The sequence below is a fragment of the Actinoplanes derwentensis genome (assembly GCF_900104725.1).
Classification (GTDB): domain Bacteria; phylum Actinomycetota; class Actinomycetes; order Mycobacteriales; family Micromonosporaceae; genus Actinoplanes; species Actinoplanes derwentensis.
The window spans coordinates 9,522,735-9,540,161 of record NZ_LT629758.1 but is presented as its reverse complement, the minus strand read 5'-3'; the positions used below and the strand labels follow the sequence as shown (position 1 = coordinate 9,540,161).

Below are 17,427 nucleotides of genomic sequence, written 5' to 3'. Positions count from 1 at the left end.
GGCTCTGGACGGGATGTCCGGGCATGCCGGAACATCACGAGGACATCGCAAAGGCGCCGCCCCACATCAGTGAGGCGGCGCCTTTGCGTTTCAGGTCAGAACGGACTGACGGTGAAGATGGATCCGCTGGTGAGGGTGGTCTGCTTGTAATCGGAGCTGGCGGACGCGCCGACGGCACCGTTGCTGACGATGGCCACGTTGTAGGCGCCGTCCAGAACCGGCGCCCCCGGGAACAGGTTGAGGGTCACCGGGCGGTCGACGGCGGGCGTGGCCGGGGCGGTGATGGCCGCGACGGTGGCCTGGGAGATCGTCGCGGTGGTACCTCCGGTCTGACTGAGGATCTTCGTCCCGGCCGGGATCGCGGCGTTTCCGGCGCCGAAGACCGAGCCGACGTCGCCGGCGGTGAAGGTTCCGGTCAGGGTGGTGCTGCCCAGGGCCGCACTGCTGACCGAGACGGTGGCGCTGTTGCTGGCGGACGCCGGCGCCGACAGGGTGGCGCTGGCGCCGTTGGGGGCCACCGCAGTGATGGAGGTGCCGTCAAGGATGCCGGTGGTGTCCTTGAAGACCCGGCCGACGTCGGCCTTGGTGAGGGGCGTTCCGGTCAGCTGGATCACGTTGCTGGCGGCCGTGGTGATGACGCCGTTGCCGGTACCGGCAGCGATGGTGCGCAGGGCACCGCCCAAGTCGGCGGTCAGGCTCGAACCTGCGACGGGTGACGGTGCGGAGAGGATCGCCAGGAACGGGGTCAGCACGGACTTGATGCTGGTGCCGGTTGGGATCTCACCGTCGCCGCCGGTCTGGGCGATGACACGCCCGACGTCGTCGAGGCCGAACACGCCGGTGGCGGAGACGAGCAAGCGGCTGCCCAGCACGGTGGTGAGGCCGGTCAGGGGCTGGACGCTGGCGAGCGGGTCGACGAAGGCACTGCCGGTCTTGTCGAGGCGGCGGTTGAGTCGCAGCGTGCAGACCAGTTCGGTGTCACTGAGGACAAGCGGGTTGGTGCATTCAGCGACCGGGCCGTTGGCACGGTTGCCGCCTTCCGCCTGGGAGCCGTCGTACTCGCCGCGGACCAGGTAGATCTTGGCGGAGTCGGAGCTGGTGCCGAACGCCTGACTGAGGAAGTCGGTGCCCTGAACCACGAGGTCGGTAGCCGACGAGGTGTTGGGGGCGGTGGTGGTGCCGAGCAGCTTCAGGGCGTTCCGGAAGGAGAAAGCGCCGGGCAGCGTCCGGGAGCCGGCGATCGTGTTGACCACGAGCGCGGCGTTGTCACCTGCCGACCGGGCCGGCAGCGTGGCGGTGAACGAGGTCGGGTTCACCGGTGTCACGTTGAGCAGTTCGGCGCCGCCGAGAGTGGCGCTGATCGAGCCGGGCGCGGTCGGGAAGTCGGTGCCGTTGACGGTGACGGTGATGCCACCGGTGCTGGGGCCCGCGTTCGGGGTGATCGAGGTCGGATTGGGCACGACCGTCGAGGTGTACGGGGCCGATCCCAGGACCGTCGATTCGCCGGAGGACCCGGTGTAGGCGCAGAGCTGGTAGGTCTTCGGCTGCTGGTTGGTGATCGGCAACTTGGGCACGGTGACGGCCAGCCGGTTGTTGGCGAGTTTGCGGATCCCGGCCGACGGGACCGCGACGGTGCCGGCCGCCATGGTGTCGTAGTTGGCCGCGCAGGTGGTGGTGCTGAACAGCACCCCGGGTGCGGTGATGCCACTGAACAGGCTGTTGGTTCCGCTGCTGGCGGTGATGTTGTTGGTGGAGTCGTACGGACCGCTGGAACTGCTGAGAGTGAGCTGCGGCAGCGTGGTCTGGTAGGTGCTGGCGCCGAGGAGCGCGTCGGTGCCGGTGCTACCGGCGTAGACGCACGTGTTGAAGGTCCCGGCACCGACGACGCTGGACGGGACAGTGACGGTGGCCGTCGCGTTCGCCAGACCGGTCTTGACGGCAACGGCCGGGAAGGTGCCGTTCGACACGTTGTAGAGGGCCGGGCAGGCGTTCGCGGTGAAGAGAGCGGCCGGTGAAGTGATCCCGGTGAAGATCGGGGTGCTGGAGGTCAGCGACAGGTTGTTGGTGGCGCCGCTGAGACCGCTGCTGGGATTGCTGGTGAGGTTCTGGTACGTGGTGAGGACGGGGGCCGCCCCACCGATCGTGGGCGTGTTGGCGGTGGCGCCCGAGTAGACGCACACGTTGTAGGGCTTCGCCACGCCGTTGGTGCCGAGCGGGAGCACCGGGACCCGGAAGCTGATCGTGCCGGCGTCGACCTTGGTGGCCGCCTCAGCGGCGACCACAGGTGTTGCCGGTACCGCGTAGTTGGCGCATGCATCGGTCCTGAGCAGCACCGCAGGCTGCCCGGTCGCGGTGCTGAGGCCCGCGTCAGTGACTCGGACGGTGGCTCCGGCGGGCGCGGAGACCGCGGAGACAGTGGCTGCCTGAGCGGGCTGGCCGGTGGCGACGAGGGCGGCGGCGGCCGCGGCTACCGAAGTGGTCGCCGTTCCGAGGGCGCGGGCCACGGATTTCTTCCGGATCTTGGGCATGCCAGAGCCTTTCTCGCAAAGCATGAGGAATCGGATGACCTCAGTTGGCCGTCCCGCCGGAAGCGTAATGACGAAACATTCGCTTTCCAGTGATAACCGGATAAGTCCGACCAGCCGAAACCGGCGTTGACGGAACGACGATCGGGCGCTAGGTTGTACTCAGATCGAGTAATACTCAATTTAAGAAAAACTCAGAACGAGAAGAACAAGGGAGAGAGTAGGGATGGACGAGGCGAGCTTCCTGGCGGCGTATGAACCCCGCGACTATCCGTCGGTCGCCGTGACCGTGGATGTCGTGGCGCTGACCATCCGGGGCGGCGAGCTGTGCGTCCTGCTGGTCGAGCGGGGCCGTCAGCCGTTCGCCGGCCAGAGCGCCCTCCCGGGCGGGTTCGTCCGGGAGGAGTCGCTGGCCCGGGCCGCCCTGCGGGAGCTGGCCGAGGAGACCGGGCTGACCCCGGGGCGTGACGATCTCGACCGGGTCCACCTGGAGCAGCTCCGGACGTATGGGAACCCGGGCCGGGACCCCCGGATGCGGGTCGTCTCGGTCGCCTACCTGGCGTTCGCACCGAGCCTGCCCGAGCCGACCGCCGGCAGTGACGCGGCCCGCGCCTACTGGGTGCCCGTGCAGGAGGCGAAAGACCTGGCCTTCGACCATGACGAGGTCTTCGCCGACGGACTCGAGCGTGCCCGTTCCAAACTGGAGTACACGCCACTCGCCACCGCCTTCACCGGCACCGAGTTCACCATCGGCGAGTTGCGGCAGGTGTATGCGGCGGTGTGGGGCGAGGAGCTGCACGCCGGCAACTTTCACCGCAAGGTGCTGTCGGTTCCCGGGTTCGTGGAGAGCACCGGCGAGACGACGGCCAAGGGAGGAGAGCGGGGCGGGCCGAAGGCGAAGCTGTACCGGGCGGGAGATGCCCGGCTGCTGCACCCGGCTCTGCTCCGCCCGACGCGGGAGGACCGGGTGCGATGATCACGATGGCCGGAATCGAGACGCTGTCGTTCGAGGAGGCCGTGGCCCGAATCGCCGCGGCGGACGACTTTCAGGAACTCGGCGAGCGTCACGCGTACCGGAAATGGGCGAAGCTGGTCCACCCGGACACCGTGGGCGCGGCGCACCGCGCGGCCGCGACGAACGCCTTCGCCAAGCTCGCGGACCTCTATAAGGGGAAGACGGCGGGGCCGGTCCTGCAAGGACGTCGGCGCTGCTACCGGATGGACCGGGTGCAGGCGAGCGGCGATCTGGCCGAGCTGTACGTGGACGGTGACGTCCTGGTCAAGGTGCCGCGGGACCCGGCCGACAACGATCTGATGGAGACCGAGGCGACCGCGCTGCGCCGGTTGTGGAGTGAGGGCGACCCGAAGTTCCGGCCCTACGCGCCGCGGCTGATCGAGAGTTTCGTCGTCGAGGACCAGCAGCGCCGCCGGCGCCGGGTCAACGTGCTGGCCCGTCAGGCCGGGATGATCAGTCTGGCCGAGGTCGGCCGGGCATCGCGGGACCCGCGGGACGTGGCCTGGATGTGGCGGCGGCTGCTGACCGCGCTCGGCTGGGCGCACCGGGCCGGGGTCACGCACGGGGCGGTCCTTGAAGAGCACGTGCTGATCCATCCGGAGCAACACGGTCTGGTGCTTGTCGACTGGTGCTATGCGGGACATCGACCTGCGGCGATAGTGAAGGCACGAGTGTCCGACTATCCGCCGGAGGTGCGCAACGACCGACTCGCCGGTCCCGCGACCGACATCTACATGGCAACAGGCCTGATGGCACGGCTTATCGGGCCGCGGATGCCCGCCGAAATGAGGCGGTTCGCCGCGGGTTGCATGTACGACGCGCCGCGGATGCGGCCCCAGGACGCCTGGGCGTTGCTGGGCGAGTTCGACGAATTGATTAACCGGCTTTACGGCCCGCGCAAGTTCCGGCCGTTCGTTCCTTAGGAGGACAAAATGGGAAGCGGACACTGGTCCACCGATGTCTACACGGCGGCCGCGAACTACCGTTCAGCGACCGGGGTGAGCCCGTTCGCGTACAGCGACGGCGGCGCCCGGACGGTCCACCCGGACCTGAACCCGAACGGCGTGTTCATGCGGGAGAGCCGGGACAGCGACGAGCACCCGTTCAGCACCCCGATAGCCGTGCTGTTCGACGTGACCGGCTCGATGGGCAACGTCCCACGGGTGCTCCAGACGAAACTGCCGCAGCTGCTGGGCCTGCTGACCCGCAAGAGCTACGCGGTCGACCCGCAGATCATGTTCGGGGCGATCGGGGACGCCACCTGTGACCGGGCGCCGCTGCAGCTCGGGCAGTTCGAGTCGGACAACCGGATGGACTCGCACCTGGAGAAGATCGTCCTGGAGGGCGGCGGCGGGGGCCAGAAACACGAGTCGTACGAGCTGGCGCTCTACTTCATGGCCCGGCACACGCTGATGGACTCGATGATCAACCGGGGCCGGCGGGGTTACCTGTTCATCATCGGCGACGAGATGCCGTACCCGCGGGTCAAGCCGCGTGAGGTGAAGGCGGTCATCGGTGACGAGCTGAGCGAGGCGATCCCCACCGAGACGATCCTGGCCGAACTGCAGCGCAAGTACGACGTCTACTACATCCTGCCGACCGCGGCCCACCACAGCGGCGACCGTGAGGTGCTGGGCCGCTGGCGCAAACTGCTCGGGCAGAACGTGCTGGAACTCGACGACCTGGACGCGGTGTGCGAGACGATCGCGCTGACCGTCGGGCTCGGTGAGGACGCGATCGACCTGGACGAGGGCATCGCCGACCTGACCGATGTGGGCTCGCGGGCCGGCGGATCGGTGGAGCGGGCGCTGGCGCCGTTGCAGCGTACCCAGGTGGTCCGGGCCGGTTTCGAGATCGCCGGAGGCGCGGGCGGGAACCAGCGGCTGTGACCGGGCACGTGGCCGTGGTCGACCTCGGCTACGGCGACGCCGGTAAGGGCACGGTGGTGGACGCACTCTGCGCGGCGGAGCCGAGACGGGCCGTGCTGCGCTTCAACGGGGGAGCGCAGGCGGCACACAACGTCATCACCGAGGACGGGCGGCACCACACGTTCGCCCAGTTCGGGTCGGGCACGCTGCGCGGGGTGCCGACCCACCTGACCCGGTTCATGGTGGTGGATCCGCTGGCGCTGGCCGGTGAGGCGGCGGCGCTCGGCAACCCGTTTCACCTGCTCACCGTGGACGGCGACGCGCTGCTCGCCACGCCGTGGCATCGCCGGGCGAACCACCGCCGGGAGATCGGGCGGGGCGATTCGCGGCACGGTTCGTGCGGGATGGGGGTGGGCGAGACGATGTCGTACGCGTTGAGCCACGCCGACGCCCCACGGGTCAGCGACGTCCTCTCCCCCGCACGTCTGCGCCGCCGGTTCGCGGCGCTGCGCGACTTCTACGACGATCCCGAGGTGCCGCTCGACGACGTGGTGGAGGCGTTCACCGCGTTCGGCGAGACGGTCCGGATCGTCGGGAGCGAGTTCACGTCCCGTCTACTCTGCGAAGGTCCCTGTGTCTTCGAGGGTGCGCAGGGGGTGCTGCTCGACGAGTGGCGGGGCTGGCACCCGTACACCACGTGGTCGACGACGACGTTTGACAACGTTCAAGAAATTTGTCCGGCTTTTTCAAGACTCGGGGTGGTACGGACATACACCACTCGCCACGGCGCCGGGCCCTTCGTCACCGAGGATCCGAGCCTGGACCTGCCCGAGCGGCACAACGGCCGGGATCGGTGGCAGGGCGCCTTCCGCACCGGGCACTTCGACGCGGTCGCCCATCGATACGCGATCGAGGTGGCCGGCGGTGTCGACGCGCTCGCGATCACCCACCTGGACGTCCCGGAGCGCTGTCCCGAACTGCGGATCTGTACGTCGTACGACATCGGGAAAAGGATCGACCCGGGACCGTTCCGCGACCTGGACCACCAGGAACGTCTCGGCGCCGAGCTGGCGGCGGCCCGCCCGGCGGAGACCTTTCGCCCCGATGACTGGTGCGACGCGATCTCCACCGAGCTGGGCGCGCCGGTTTACCTGGAGTCTTACGGCCCGACTTCGGCGGACAAGAAACTCAGACCGGGCTGAGCACGAAGAGCGGGATGAGACGGTCGGTCTTCTTGGTGTACTCGTGGTACTGCGGGAAGGCGGCCACCGACCGCTCCCACCACAGGTCCCGCTCCGCGCCGGTGATCTCCCGGGCGGTGTAGTCCCGCTTCACCTCGCCGTCCTGCAGCTCGACGAGCGGGTTCTTGCGCAGGTTGTAGACCCAGACCGGGTTCTTCGGGGCGCCGCCGAGCGAACCGACGACGGCATACTCCCCGTCGTGTTCGACCCGCATCAGCGGAGTCTTGCGCAGTAGGCCGCTCTTCGCACCGACGCTGGTCAGCACGATGATCGGCTTACCCATGATGTCGTTGCCCTCGGCACCGCCGGTGGACTCGTACTTCTCCGCCTGATCGCGGGCCCAATCCGACGTACTGGGGGCGTATTCACCTGTCAACGGCATGAATCCGACCCTACCTCGCGCACCCGGATCGCACCCGGGGCGAGCCCGCTTCGCACTTCGCCGGCCTCAATCTCTATCCCGACGGGCCGGCGTGAGCGCGGCGGCTCCAGACGGAGGGTGGACTCGGATGCGGGTACGGCGCAACTTCCTCGCGGGCGGAATCGTGGCGGTCACCGCGGCGGCGGTGGGCGTGTTCGCACTGCCCACCGGCAGCCAGGCGTTCAGTCCGGTCTCCTACGGTTCGGGGTCGTCCCCGGTCCGGGTGGTGACCACCAGCCTGGACGCCACCGGCCGCCCGGTCTTCTCGGTGCAGGTCGCCGGCAGCGCGGCACAGGCCACCAGGATCGCCGCGGCCGCCGTGCAGAAGAGCGCCACGGTCGCCGTCGAGGTCGACTCCCGGGTCCACGCCCTCGACGTGCCGGCCGACAACGACCCCTACCGCACCAAACAGTGGGACCTCGCCAAGATCAGCGTCCCGGACGCCTGGGAGTCGAGCACCGGGAACGGCGTGGTGGTCGCCGTCATCGACACCGGCGTCGACGGCACCCACCCGGATCTGGCGGGTCAGGTCCTGGCCGGGTACGACGCGATCGAGGACGTCGCCGGTGGCGACACCGACGTGGACGGGCACGGCACACACGTGGCCGGCACCATCGCCGCGATCGCCGGCAACGGCAAGGGCATCGCCGGGATCGCGCCGGACGCCGAGATCCTGCCGGTCAAGGTGCTCGACGCCAACGGCGAGGGATTCACCTCCGACACGGCCGAGGGCATCGTCTGGGCCGCCGACAACGGCGCCGACGTCATCAACCTGTCGCTCGGCGGGACCGAGGCCGACACCGCGCAGAAGACCGCCATCGCGTACGCCCGCAACAAGGGTGTCACGGTGATCGCGGCGGCCGGCAACGAGCGCGAGGAGGGCAGCCCGGTCAGCTACCCGGCCGCGTTCCCCGGCGTGATCGCGGTGGCCGCCACCGACTCCAGCGACGAGGTGGGCGTCTACTCCAACGAGGGCGACTACGTGGACGTGGCCGCGCCCGGCACCGGCATCGTCAGCACCGTGCCGGGCGGCAAGTACTCGACGGCGAACGGCACGTCGATGGCGTCGCCGCACGTGGCAGCGGTCGCCGCACTGCTCAAGGCGTACCAGCCGGCGATCACCCCGGACGAGATCGAGGAGACGCTCGAGAACACCGCGGTCGACCTGGGCACCACGGGGTTCGACAATGACTTCGGCAACGGGCGCATCGACGCGGCGGCAGCGTTGGAGTCACTCGGTGCCGGCGGTGGCGACGATGACGGTGGCGACGACGACTCGCCGCGGCCCGAGGTGACCGTGGACCAGGAGGACAAGACCGTCACGTACGGCACCAAGACCAAGACCACGTTCTCGGTGACCGCCGGTGACGAGGCCTACGCCGACCAGGACGCCCAACTCTGCCTCACGATCGGCGGCGTCGACCAGGGCTGCGACGACGTGACCACCGACTCCGACGGCGAGGTGGTGGTCAGCCGGGTCGCGACCGGCACGTTCCAGATCTCGCTCGAAGTGGCTTCCGGGGACGACTCGGTCGAGTCGCCGACCGCCTCGGTGGCGTACACGGTCAAGGCCGCGGTCAAGGCCACCAAGTCCGGCAAGGGTGCGATCACGGTGAAGGTGACCGGCGCGACCGGGCAGAAGATGACCCTGCAGCGCCTGGTCAAGGGCAAGTGGTCGACGGCGAAGACCTACAGCGCCACGGCCAGCCGCAAGATCACCGGGCTGGTGGCGGGTGGCAGTTACCGGGTGGTGCTGGCCTCCACCAAGACGGTGGTGGGCGTGACCAGCGGCACGGTCAAGGCCTGAACGTAACAACGGTGCGGTTTACTCGTACCCCATGAGCATCATCTCCCGGGGTTTCGGCGGGCGGCGGCGCGAGCCGTCGCCCGACCTGCCTCCCGGTCAATATCTGGCGCACGACTTCCCGGTGCTCTCCGCCGGGCCGACGCCGAAGATCCCGCTCGATCGGTGGCACTTCTCGATCATCACCGAGATCGGCGAGAAGCACACCTGGGACTGGAAGCAGTTCACCGCGCTGCCGGCCGAGGAGATCACGGTCGACATCCACTGCGTGACCAAGTGGTCGAAGCTCGGCACCGGCTGGAAGGGCGTCTCCCTCGACACGCTCTTCGAGGACGTGGAGACCGCCGGCGACTACGCGATGGCACACAGCTTCGGCGGCTACACCACCAACGTCCCCCTCGAGGACCTGCTCGACGGCAAGGCCTGGATCGCCTACGAGTACGACGGCGAGCCCCTGCACCCCGAGCACGGTGGCCCGGCCCGGCTGCTGATCCCGCATCTGTACTTCTGGAAGTCCGCCAAATGGGTGGACGGGCTGCGGATGATGCACGAGGACGAGCCGGGATTCTGGGAGAACGCCGGCTACCACATGTACGGAGACCCGTGGCAAGAGCAGCGGTATCACGGCGACTGACCTGGCAGGCGGCCACCGTCCGGGACGTACGCGAGGAGACCGGCACCGCCCGGACCCTGGTGCTCGACATCCCGGATTGGTCCGGCCACCTGCCCGGTCAGCACATCGACATCCGGCTCACCGCTGAGGACGGCTACCAGGCCCAGCGCAGCTATTCGATCGCCTCGGCCTGGTCGGCCGACTCCACGACGGTGGAGATCTCGGTGCAGCGCCTGGAAGACGGCGAGGTGTCGCCGTACCTCACCGACGTCGTCGTGGCCGGGGATCAGATCGAGGTGCGCGGCCCGATCGGCGGCTGGTTCGTCTGGCGTGCCGAGTCGACGGCGCCGGTGACCCTGATCGCCGGCGGTTCCGGGATCGTGCCGCTGATGGCGATGATCCGGGCCCGCGGTCGGCAGATCTTCAAACTGATCTATGCGGTACGAACCCCGGCCGACGTCCTGTACGCGGACGAGTTACGCCGCCGGGCCCGCGAGGATCCGGGGCTGGACGTGCACTTCGTCTACAGCCGCGAGGTGCCGGACGGATGGCCGGTCGCACCGAGGCGGATCGACGTGGCGGTGGTCAACAGTCACGTCTGGCCGCCAGACTTCGAGCCGGACTGTTTCGTCTGCGGACCGAACACGTTCGTCGAGGTCGTGGCCGACATGCTGGTCGCACTCGGCCACGACCCGAAACGAGTCCGCACCGAACGCTTCGGCGGAGCCTGAGTTCCGCGTGGTGACTTGGGGTTCGAATCGAACCCCAAGTCACCACACCAGGCCGGTTGCGCCTTCGCGTGGTGACCTGGGGTTCGGATCTGACCGCAAGTCACCACGCTAGGGCTGTGTCAGTTCCAGCAGCAGTGCCTGGTCGGGGACCAGCAGCGGGGCCGGCAGACCGGCCGTGGTGAGGACCCGGCCGGGCAGGGTCACGCCGTTCGCCAGCCACGGCGGCGGGGCGTCCTGCATGACCCGGGGCGGGACCCCGATCGCCCGGACCGTGTAGAGCCGGTCCGGGTCCAGGCCCGGGAACCGGATCGGCGGCGGCAGCGCGGCCGCCGGGGTGCCGACCGTGACCAGGGCGAACACCGCGTGCGACCGGTCCTGGGCGACGACACCGTGCAGTTGCTGCGCCGGGTCGGGGGTGTCGGCGTGTACCACCCGGCCGGTGTGCAGCAGCGGCCGCAGCCGCTTGTGCTCGGTGATCCAGGCGGCGATGTCCACCTTCTCGGCCGCCGACGCCTTCGTCAGGTTCCATTCGATGCCGGCGCTGCCGAACAGGGCGGTGGCCAGCCGGAACCCGAGTGCCGAGGCGCGCCCGGTGACGTGGGCGACGCCGTCGCCCAGGTGCCCGCCGAGATATTCGGGCGGAATCACCACACCGGTCCAGCGCTGGATCGACTGCCGGTCCAGGGGATCGTTGGTGTCGGACGTCCAGAACCGGTCGACCAGCGGCAGGATCCCGAGGTCGATGCGGGCCCCGCCGGAGGCGCAGCTCTCGATCTCCACGTGCGGGAAGGCCGTCTTGAGGGCCGCCAGCAGCCGGTAGAGCGCCCGGGTCTGCCGGTGCGCGTCCCCCGGGGTGAGCAGGTCCCGGTTGTGGTCCCACTTGAGGAAGGCGATCGGGTACTCGGTGAGCAGCGCGGTCAGGCGTTCCAGCAGGTAGTCGTGGGCCTTCTCGACGTCCAGGACCCGCTGCCAGCGCCAGGTCGGGCCGGTCTCCCCGCCCAGGATCCAGTCGGGATGAGCGGCGGCGAGCGCCGACGCCGGGCTGATCATCTCGGGTTCGACCCAGAGGCCGAACTCCATGCCGCGCTCGTGGACGCGGGAGATCAGCGGGTGCAGGCCGTCCGGCCAGACCTCGGTGTCGACGAACCAGTCACCGAGGGCGCGTTTGTCGTCGCGGCGGCCGGTGAACCAGCCGTCGTCCAGGACGAACCGTTCGACGCCGACTTCGGCGGCACCGTCGACCAGGTGGCTAAGGATCGACAGGTCGTGGTCGAAGTAGACGGCTTCCCAGGTGTTCAGCACGACCGGGCGCGGCAGTCTCAGCGGGCTCATCCGGCGGATCCACGGGTGCAGCCGGTCCGAGACGCCGTCCAGGCCGGTCTCCGAGTGGACCGCGATCAGCCACGGGGTCTCGTAGGTCTCCCCCGGCCGCAGGGACACCTCGCCGGGGGCGAGCAGTTCACCGGCTCCGAGGACGCCGTAACCGAGGGCCGAGCGCTCGGCCCAGATCCGCTTGTCGCCGCTCCAAGCCAGGTGAGCGGCCCAGACCCGCCCGCTGCCGAACCCGAACCCGGGCTCGCCCGCGACCATCAGGAACGCGTCGTCGTGACCGGGACGGCCGTGCCGGCTCTCCCGGGACCAGACGCCGTGCCGCAGCGGGAGCCGCTGGGGCTGCCGCTCGTGGCACCACAGTCCGGTGAAGTCGAGCAGTTCGGCGGCCTCGGCCGGGATCGGCAGCAGCACGTCCAGGCCGGGGACGGCGAGGTCGGCGTCCCCGCGGTTGGTCAGCGAGTGCCGGACCCGCAGGACGCCTTCGGAGGACAGTTTCAGCTCGCTGAGGACCTCGGTGGTGCCGTTCTCCGAACGTACCGAAATCGCCCGGTTCCGCTCGTCAGCCGCGACCAGCCGCAGCGGACCGCCCGCGGTGAGAGCCGGACGCCCGCTCCATCCCTCGAAGAGCGACGGCAGAAGGGACAACCGCAGGGGTACGTCGATCGAGCTCGGCGGCACGGCCGGCACGGTGGCGTCCGCCCAGGCCGTGACGTCGAGATCGCCGAGGTCGGCACCCCAGTGCAGGATCAACGGCGCGACGCCGCGGGCGTCCAGCACAAGGCTGGTGCCCGCGGCGCGCAGGTGGAACAGGGTCATTCGGCGACGGGGATGGCCTGCGACTTGAGGGTCGCGATGGTCTTCGTCTGCGAGGTCTGGAGCGCCTCGTTGAGGGTGCCGGTGCCGGAGACGACGGCCTTGAAACCGTCCGAGGCGGTCGCGTAGGTGTCGGTCATCGTCGGGCCCCAGGCGAAGTCGGCGGCGACCTGGGTGGACGCGGTCGCGAACACCTCGTAGATCTTCTGGCCGCCGTAGAACTCGACACCCTCGGTCAGCGCCGGCAGGGTGGCGCCGGACTTGGTCGCCGGGTAGAGCTGGGCGGCCTTGTTGAGCGCGGTCAGCGCCTCGTCGGAGGTGTTCAGCCACAGGGCGAACTTGGCCGCCTCGTACGGGTGCTTCGAGGTCTTGAAGACCGCGGTGGACGAGCCACCCCAGTTACCGGCGGAGGTGCCACCGGCGGTCCACTGCGGCATCGGGGCGACCGCCCACTTGCCGGAGGTGTCCGGCGCACCGGACATGATCGAGTTGGCGCCCCACACCGCGGAGACCCAGGTCCACGCGTTGCCCTTGTTGTAGGCGTTGTCCCACTCGGTGGTCCACGGCGGGACGCTGGAGACGAGCTTCTTGGTGATCAGGTTCTGCCAGTAGTCGGCGACCTTCTTGGTGTTGTCGTCCTGGAAGTTCACGGTCCACTTGGTGCCGTCGTTGGCGAACCAGCGGCCGCCGGCCTGCCAGGAGAGACCAGCGAACTGGCTGATGTCGCTCTGCGAGAAGTTGGTGATGTAACCACCGGCGGTCTTCACCTTCTCGGCGGCGGCGGTGTACTCGTCCCACGTGGTGGGGATGGCGATGTTGTTCTTCTCGAACAGGTCCTTGCGGTAGAACATGGCCATCGGGCCGGTGTCCTGCGGGATGCCGTAGACCGAGTTGTCCTCACCGAAGGTGACCTGACCCCAGGTCCAGTCGACGAACTTGTCCTTGGCCGCGGTCACCTCGGAGCAGGCGGCCAGGTTGGTCAGGCCGTCCTGGACGCGGAAGCTGGGCAGCGCGTCGTACTCGATGTGGCCCAGGTCGGGGGCGTTGCCGGCCTTGAGCTGGTTGAAGAAGTTGGCGTAGGTGCCGCCGTTGCCGTTCGGGCCGGTCTGCACCTTGACCTGGATCGTCGGGTTCTTGTCGTTCCAGAGCTTGACCACGTCCTCGATCCCCGGGATCCAGGTGGTGTAGGTCAGCTCGACGTTGCCGGTCGACGGGGCGCAGCTGCCCGCGTCGGTCGCCTCATCGGTGGAGGTGTCGCTGCCGGACGAGCAGGCGGCGAGGGCAAGAGCCGAGGTCAGCAGGACGCTGAGCGATCGCATGGGTGGACGCACTTTGATCCTCATCTTCTGTGATTTCAGGGGTTACTTGATGGCGCCGGAGCCGAGGCCGTTGCGCCAGAAGCGCTGCAGGAACAGGAACGCGATCACCAGCGGGACGATCGAGACGAGAGCGCCGGTGAGCACGAACATCCGCAGCTCGGGAATCTGGTTCACCTGGGTGTTCCAGGAGTACAGGCCGAGAGTGACCGGGAAGAGCCGCTCGTTGCCGAGCATGATCAGCGGCAGCAGGAAGTTGTTCCAGACGGCCACGAAGTGGAACAGGAAGATCGTCACCAGGGCCGGGAACATCAGCTTGCTGGAGATCGTGAAGAACGTGCGGATCTCGCCCGAGCCGTCCAGCCGGGACGCTTCCAGCAGCTCGTCCGGGACGCTCGCGGTGGCGTAGATCCGGGCCAGGTAGACGCCGAACGGGTTCACCAGGCTGGGCAGGAAGACCGACCAGAAGGTGTTCGTCGCCTCGAACTGGCTGAAGATCAGGAACAACGGTAGGGCGAGCGCGGTGGCCGGCACGAGGACCCCGCTCAGGACGATGTTGAAGATCGCCTCCCGGCCCGGGAACCGGTACTTGGCCAGGGCGTATCCGCACATCGCGGCGAGGACGGTGCCGATCAGGGCGGCGCCGCCGGTGTACAGGACGCTGTTCAGCATCCAGCGCAGGAAGACACCGTCGCGATAGTTGAACAGCTCGCTGAGGTTGTCGCCGAGCGAGAAGTCGGCGAACCAGAGCGGTGTGGTGTTGTTGAACTGGGTGCGGCTCTTGGACGCGGCCACCAGCAGCCACCAGATCGGCACCAGGAAGTAGAGGGTCGCGGCGCCCATGACGACCATGGGCCCGATGCGGTTGACGTTCTTCACTTGTCGGCCCCCCGCTGGGTGAGCTTGAGGAAGCCGAACGAGAGCAGGCAGGTCGCCAGGGCCAGGACCACCGAGAACGCCGCCGCCAGGTTGAAGTTCGGGATGGACGAGGTGGAGTACACCGTCAGGTTCGGCGTGTACGTGCTGGTCACCGCGGAGCTGAAGGTGCGGAACACGGCCGGCTCGGCGAGCAGCTGCAGGGTGCCGATGATCGAGAAGACGGTGGTCAGGATGATCGCCGGCATGACCAGCGGGATCTTGATGGACCACGCCGTCCGGAACGCTCCGGCTCCGTCCATGCGGGCCGCCTCGTACACCTCCTGCGGGATCGCCAGCAGCGAGGAGTAGATGATCAGCATGTTGTAGCCGACGTAGATCCAGGTCACCACGTTCGCCATCGACCAGAGCACGAAGTCCGCGGAGAGCAGGTCGACGTTGCTGGTCAGCGGGGTGAACGGGGACAGGTTCGGCGAGTAGAGGAAGCCCCACATGATGGCGGCGACCACACCGGGGACGGCGTACGGCACGAAGAACGCCAGCCGGAAGAACGCCTTGCCCTTGACCAGGCCGGAGTCCAGCAGCAGCGCCAGCGCCAGCGCGACGCCGAGCATGACCGGCACCTGCACGATGCCGAACAGCAGCACCCGGCCGATCGATCCCCAGAACGGGCCGTCGGCGAAGACCCGGGTGTACTGCTCGAGACCGCCGAACACCTCCTGGGCCTTACCGAACGTGCCCTGGCGCTCGATCTTGTACAGCGACTGCTTGATCGCGTAGCCGATCGGGGCCAGATAGAAGGCCGCGAACAGCAGGCCGAACGGCGCGATGAAGAAAAGGAGTGGGCCCTTCTTGCCCTTCACGATGCCTCCTCCCGGATGACGGCGACGCCGCCGCCCTCGACGTGCAGCGCTCCGATCACCGGCTGGCCGGTGATCAGGTCGTGGCCGGTCGCGGGGAGCTCGACGGGGTCGGGGCTGTGGTTGATGACGAAGAGGTAGCTGCGGTCACCGCCGGTCCGGCGTACCACTTCAAGGTTTTTGTCTTCTTTGTGGGTTTTCACCATGGCGACGTCAGCCGCCTCCTTGAGCAAATCAGACAACCGCGTATTTGTCGCGATATACCAAGCTGTCCCCGCGCCGTGCTGGTTGCGGGTGACCGCCGGAAGCCCGGCCATCGGGCCGTCCTCATACGTGACGATCGCGGTGGCGGTGGTGGTGCGGAGCCGCTCGGTCCAGAGCGTCCCGGTCGCACCGTTGCTCAACGTGACCTCGTCCCCGGGCCGCAACGGCGCGAACTCCTCGGCCAGCACCCCCAGCACGTCCCGGAACGCTCCGGGGTAGCCGCCGAGCCGGATCCGGTCCCGCTCGTCGACGATGCCGCTGAAGAACGTGACCACCAGGTTCCCGCCGGCCGACACGTAGTCGGTGATCGCCTGCGCGTCGGAGTCCGACACCATGTAGAGGCAGGGCACCACGACCAGCTTGTACCGGCTCAGGTCGGTGCCGGGAGCGATCACGTCCACGGTCACGCCCTGCTCACGCAGTGCCCGGTGACTCGCGTGCACCTGGTCCAGGTAGGTGACCGCCTGTGACGGGCGGGCCTCCCCCTCGGCCGACCACCACGAGTCCCAGCTGAAGAGCAGAGCGACGTCCGACTCGACCTCGGTACCGGCCACCTCGCCGATCCGGTCCAGAATCGCCGACAGCTTGAGCACCTCACGCCAGGCGACGGTGTCGGTGCCGGCGTGCGGCAGCATCGCGGAGTGGAACTTCTCGGCGCCCTGGGCCGACGCCCGCCACTGGAAGAAGCAGAGCGAGTCGGCGCCGCGGGCCACGTGGGTCAGCGAGTTACGGATCATCTCGCCGGGTGCCTTGGTGAGGTTGTGCGGCTGCCAGTTGACCGCGCCGGCCGCCTGCTCCATCAGCATCCACGGGCGTCCGCCGGCCAGCCCACGGGTCAGGTCGGCGGCGAACGACAGCTCCGCGACCGGCTCGCCCAGACGGTGGTCCAGGTAGTGGTCGTTGGCGATGACGTCCATCTCCGGCGCCCAGGACCAGTAGTCCAGGTTGCGGATGTGCGCGGTGACCATGAAGTTGGTGGTGACCGGGACGGTCGAGTGCCGGCGCAGGATCTCAGCCTCGGCCCGGTAATAGCCGAGCAGGTTGTCGGAGCTGAACCGCTGGAAGTCGACGAGTTGGGCCGGGTTGCGGATCGACAGCGTCAGGCGGGGCACCTGGACCTCGTTCCAGGCGCCGTAGCGCTGGCTCCAGAAGGAAGTGCCCCACGCCTCGTTCAGCGTCTCGATCTTCTGATAGCGGGCGCGCAGCCAGTCCCGGAACGCCTCGGCGCTGGTCTCGCAGTAGCACAGGGCGTTGTGGCAGCCCAGTTCGTTGGAGACGTGCCAGAGGGCGAGAGCCGGGTGCTCGCCGTACCGTTCGGCGACCTTCTCGACCAGGTCCAGCGCACGGGACCGGAAGACCGGTGAACTCGGGCACCAGCCCTGCCGGCCACCCTGGTAGCGGGTCGTGCCGTCCTCGACGACCGGCAGCACCTCCGGGTGCAGCGCGGTCAGCCAGGGCGGCGGCGAGGAGGTGCCGGTACCCAGGTTGATCTTGATGCCGTTCGCGTGCATCAGTTCGATGACCTGGTCGAGGTCGTCGAAGCGGTACTTGCCCGGACTGGGTTCGAGGTTGGACCAGCCGAAGATGTTGACGGCCACCAGGCCCACCCCGGCCTGTCGCATGAGGGCGGCGTCCTCACGCCACACGTCAGGCGACCACTGCTCCGGGTTGTAGTCGCATCCCAGGCTTACGCCCGGGAGCGGCATGCTCACGGTTTTCATAGAACTCCTGGTCAAGAAATGTGTGCA

Annotated in this window: 14 protein-coding genes; 7 read left to right on the top strand and 7 right to left on the bottom strand. The window is 68.6% G+C overall.

Annotated elements, in window-relative coordinates:
• Positions 1 to 95: 95 nt before the first annotated feature.
• Entirely contained in the window at positions 96 to 2,528 is a 2,433-nt protein-coding gene (locus BLU81_RS42625) for an IPT/TIG domain-containing protein (RefSeq protein WP_172890730.1), read from the bottom strand.
• Positions 2,529 to 2,751: 223 nt separating this feature from the next.
• Between BLU81_RS42625 and BLU81_RS42620 the strand changes: the two genes are divergently transcribed.
• From BLU81_RS42620 to BLU81_RS42605, 4 genes are read left to right on the top strand one after another with little or no spacing between them, the layout of a single operon-like run.
• Positions 2,752 to 3,501 (top strand): NUDIX hydrolase, encoded by a 750-nt coding sequence (locus tag BLU81_RS42620; RefSeq protein WP_092554784.1) that lies wholly within the window; start codon positions 2,752 to 2,754, stop codon positions 3,499 to 3,501.
• On the top strand, positions 3,498 to 4,463 hold the full coding sequence (locus tag BLU81_RS42615; RefSeq protein WP_231953788.1) for a molecular chaperone DnaJ: 966 nt from the start codon (positions 3,498 to 3,500) through the stop codon (positions 4,461 to 4,463). The genes BLU81_RS42620 and BLU81_RS42615 overlap by 4 nt, the downstream gene beginning before the upstream one ends.
• A 9-nt stretch (positions 4,464 to 4,472) precedes the next feature.
• Positions 4,473 to 5,429: a hypothetical protein gene (locus BLU81_RS42610; RefSeq protein ID WP_092554783.1), complete on the top strand. Its 957-nt coding sequence runs from the start codon at positions 4,473 to 4,475 to the stop codon at positions 5,427 to 5,429.
• On the top strand, positions 5,426 to 6,610 hold the full coding sequence (locus BLU81_RS42605; protein WP_092554781.1) for an adenylosuccinate synthetase: 1,185 nt from the start codon (positions 5,426 to 5,428) through the stop codon (positions 6,608 to 6,610). The genes BLU81_RS42610 and BLU81_RS42605 overlap by 4 nt, the downstream gene beginning before the upstream one ends.
• Here the strand turns inward: BLU81_RS42605 and BLU81_RS42600 are convergent.
• Complete coding sequence (locus tag BLU81_RS42600; RefSeq protein WP_092554779.1) at positions 6,597 to 7,031, bottom strand: nitroreductase family deazaflavin-dependent oxidoreductase; 435 nt, start codon at positions 7,029 to 7,031, stop codon at positions 6,597 to 6,599. The two genes, BLU81_RS42605 and BLU81_RS42600, sit on opposite strands and share 14 nt — an antisense overlap.
• A gap of 127 nt (positions 7,032 to 7,158) precedes the next feature.
• On the opposite strand from BLU81_RS42600, the gene BLU81_RS42595 reads away from it, so the two are divergent.
• From BLU81_RS42595 to BLU81_RS42585, 3 genes are read left to right on the top strand one after another with little or no spacing between them, the layout of a single operon-like run.
• A complete protein-coding gene (locus BLU81_RS42595; RefSeq protein WP_092554777.1) occupies positions 7,159 to 8,877 on the top strand; it encodes a S8 family peptidase in 1,719 nt (572 codons plus the stop codon).
• Between the two features lie 31 nt (positions 8,878 to 8,908).
• Entirely contained in the window at positions 8,909 to 9,508 is a 600-nt protein-coding gene (locus BLU81_RS42590) for a sulfite oxidase-like oxidoreductase (protein WP_092554775.1), read from the top strand.
• Complete coding sequence (locus BLU81_RS42585; protein ID WP_231953787.1) at positions 9,478 to 10,218, top strand: ferredoxin reductase; 741 nt, start codon at positions 9,478 to 9,480, stop codon at positions 10,216 to 10,218. The genes BLU81_RS42590 and BLU81_RS42585 overlap by 31 nt, the downstream gene beginning before the upstream one ends.
• A 108-nt stretch (positions 10,219 to 10,326) precedes the next feature.
• Here the strand turns inward: BLU81_RS42585 and BLU81_RS42580 are convergent, their stop codons facing one another.
• From BLU81_RS42580 to BLU81_RS42560, 5 genes are read right to left on the bottom strand one after another with little or no spacing between them, the layout of a single operon-like run.
• Positions 10,327 to 12,366, bottom strand: coding sequence for an alpha-galactosidase (locus tag BLU81_RS42580; protein ID WP_092554770.1), 2,040 nt, complete (start codon positions 12,364 to 12,366; stop codon positions 10,327 to 10,329).
• Positions 12,363 to 13,682 (bottom strand): ABC transporter substrate-binding protein, encoded by a 1,320-nt coding sequence (locus BLU81_RS42575; RefSeq protein WP_092554768.1) that lies wholly within the window; start codon positions 13,680 to 13,682, stop codon positions 12,363 to 12,365. The genes BLU81_RS42580 and BLU81_RS42575 overlap by 4 nt, the downstream gene beginning before the upstream one ends.
• 42 nt (positions 13,683 to 13,724) lie before the next feature.
• On the bottom strand, positions 13,725 to 14,558 hold the full coding sequence (locus BLU81_RS42570) for a carbohydrate ABC transporter permease (RefSeq protein ID WP_231953786.1): 834 nt from the start codon (positions 14,556 to 14,558) through the stop codon (positions 13,725 to 13,727).
• On the bottom strand, positions 14,555 to 15,418 hold the full coding sequence (locus BLU81_RS42565) for a carbohydrate ABC transporter permease (RefSeq protein WP_092554766.1): 864 nt from the start codon (positions 15,416 to 15,418) through the stop codon (positions 14,555 to 14,557). The genes BLU81_RS42570 and BLU81_RS42565 overlap by 4 nt, the downstream gene beginning before the upstream one ends.
• Positions 15,415 to 17,385: a beta-galactosidase gene (locus BLU81_RS42560; protein ID WP_092558442.1), complete on the bottom strand. Its 1,971-nt coding sequence runs from the start codon at positions 17,383 to 17,385 to the stop codon at positions 15,415 to 15,417. Before BLU81_RS42560 ends, BLU81_RS42565 begins: the two co-directional genes overlap by 4 nt.
• Between the last annotated feature and the right edge of the window lie 42 nt (positions 17,386 to 17,427).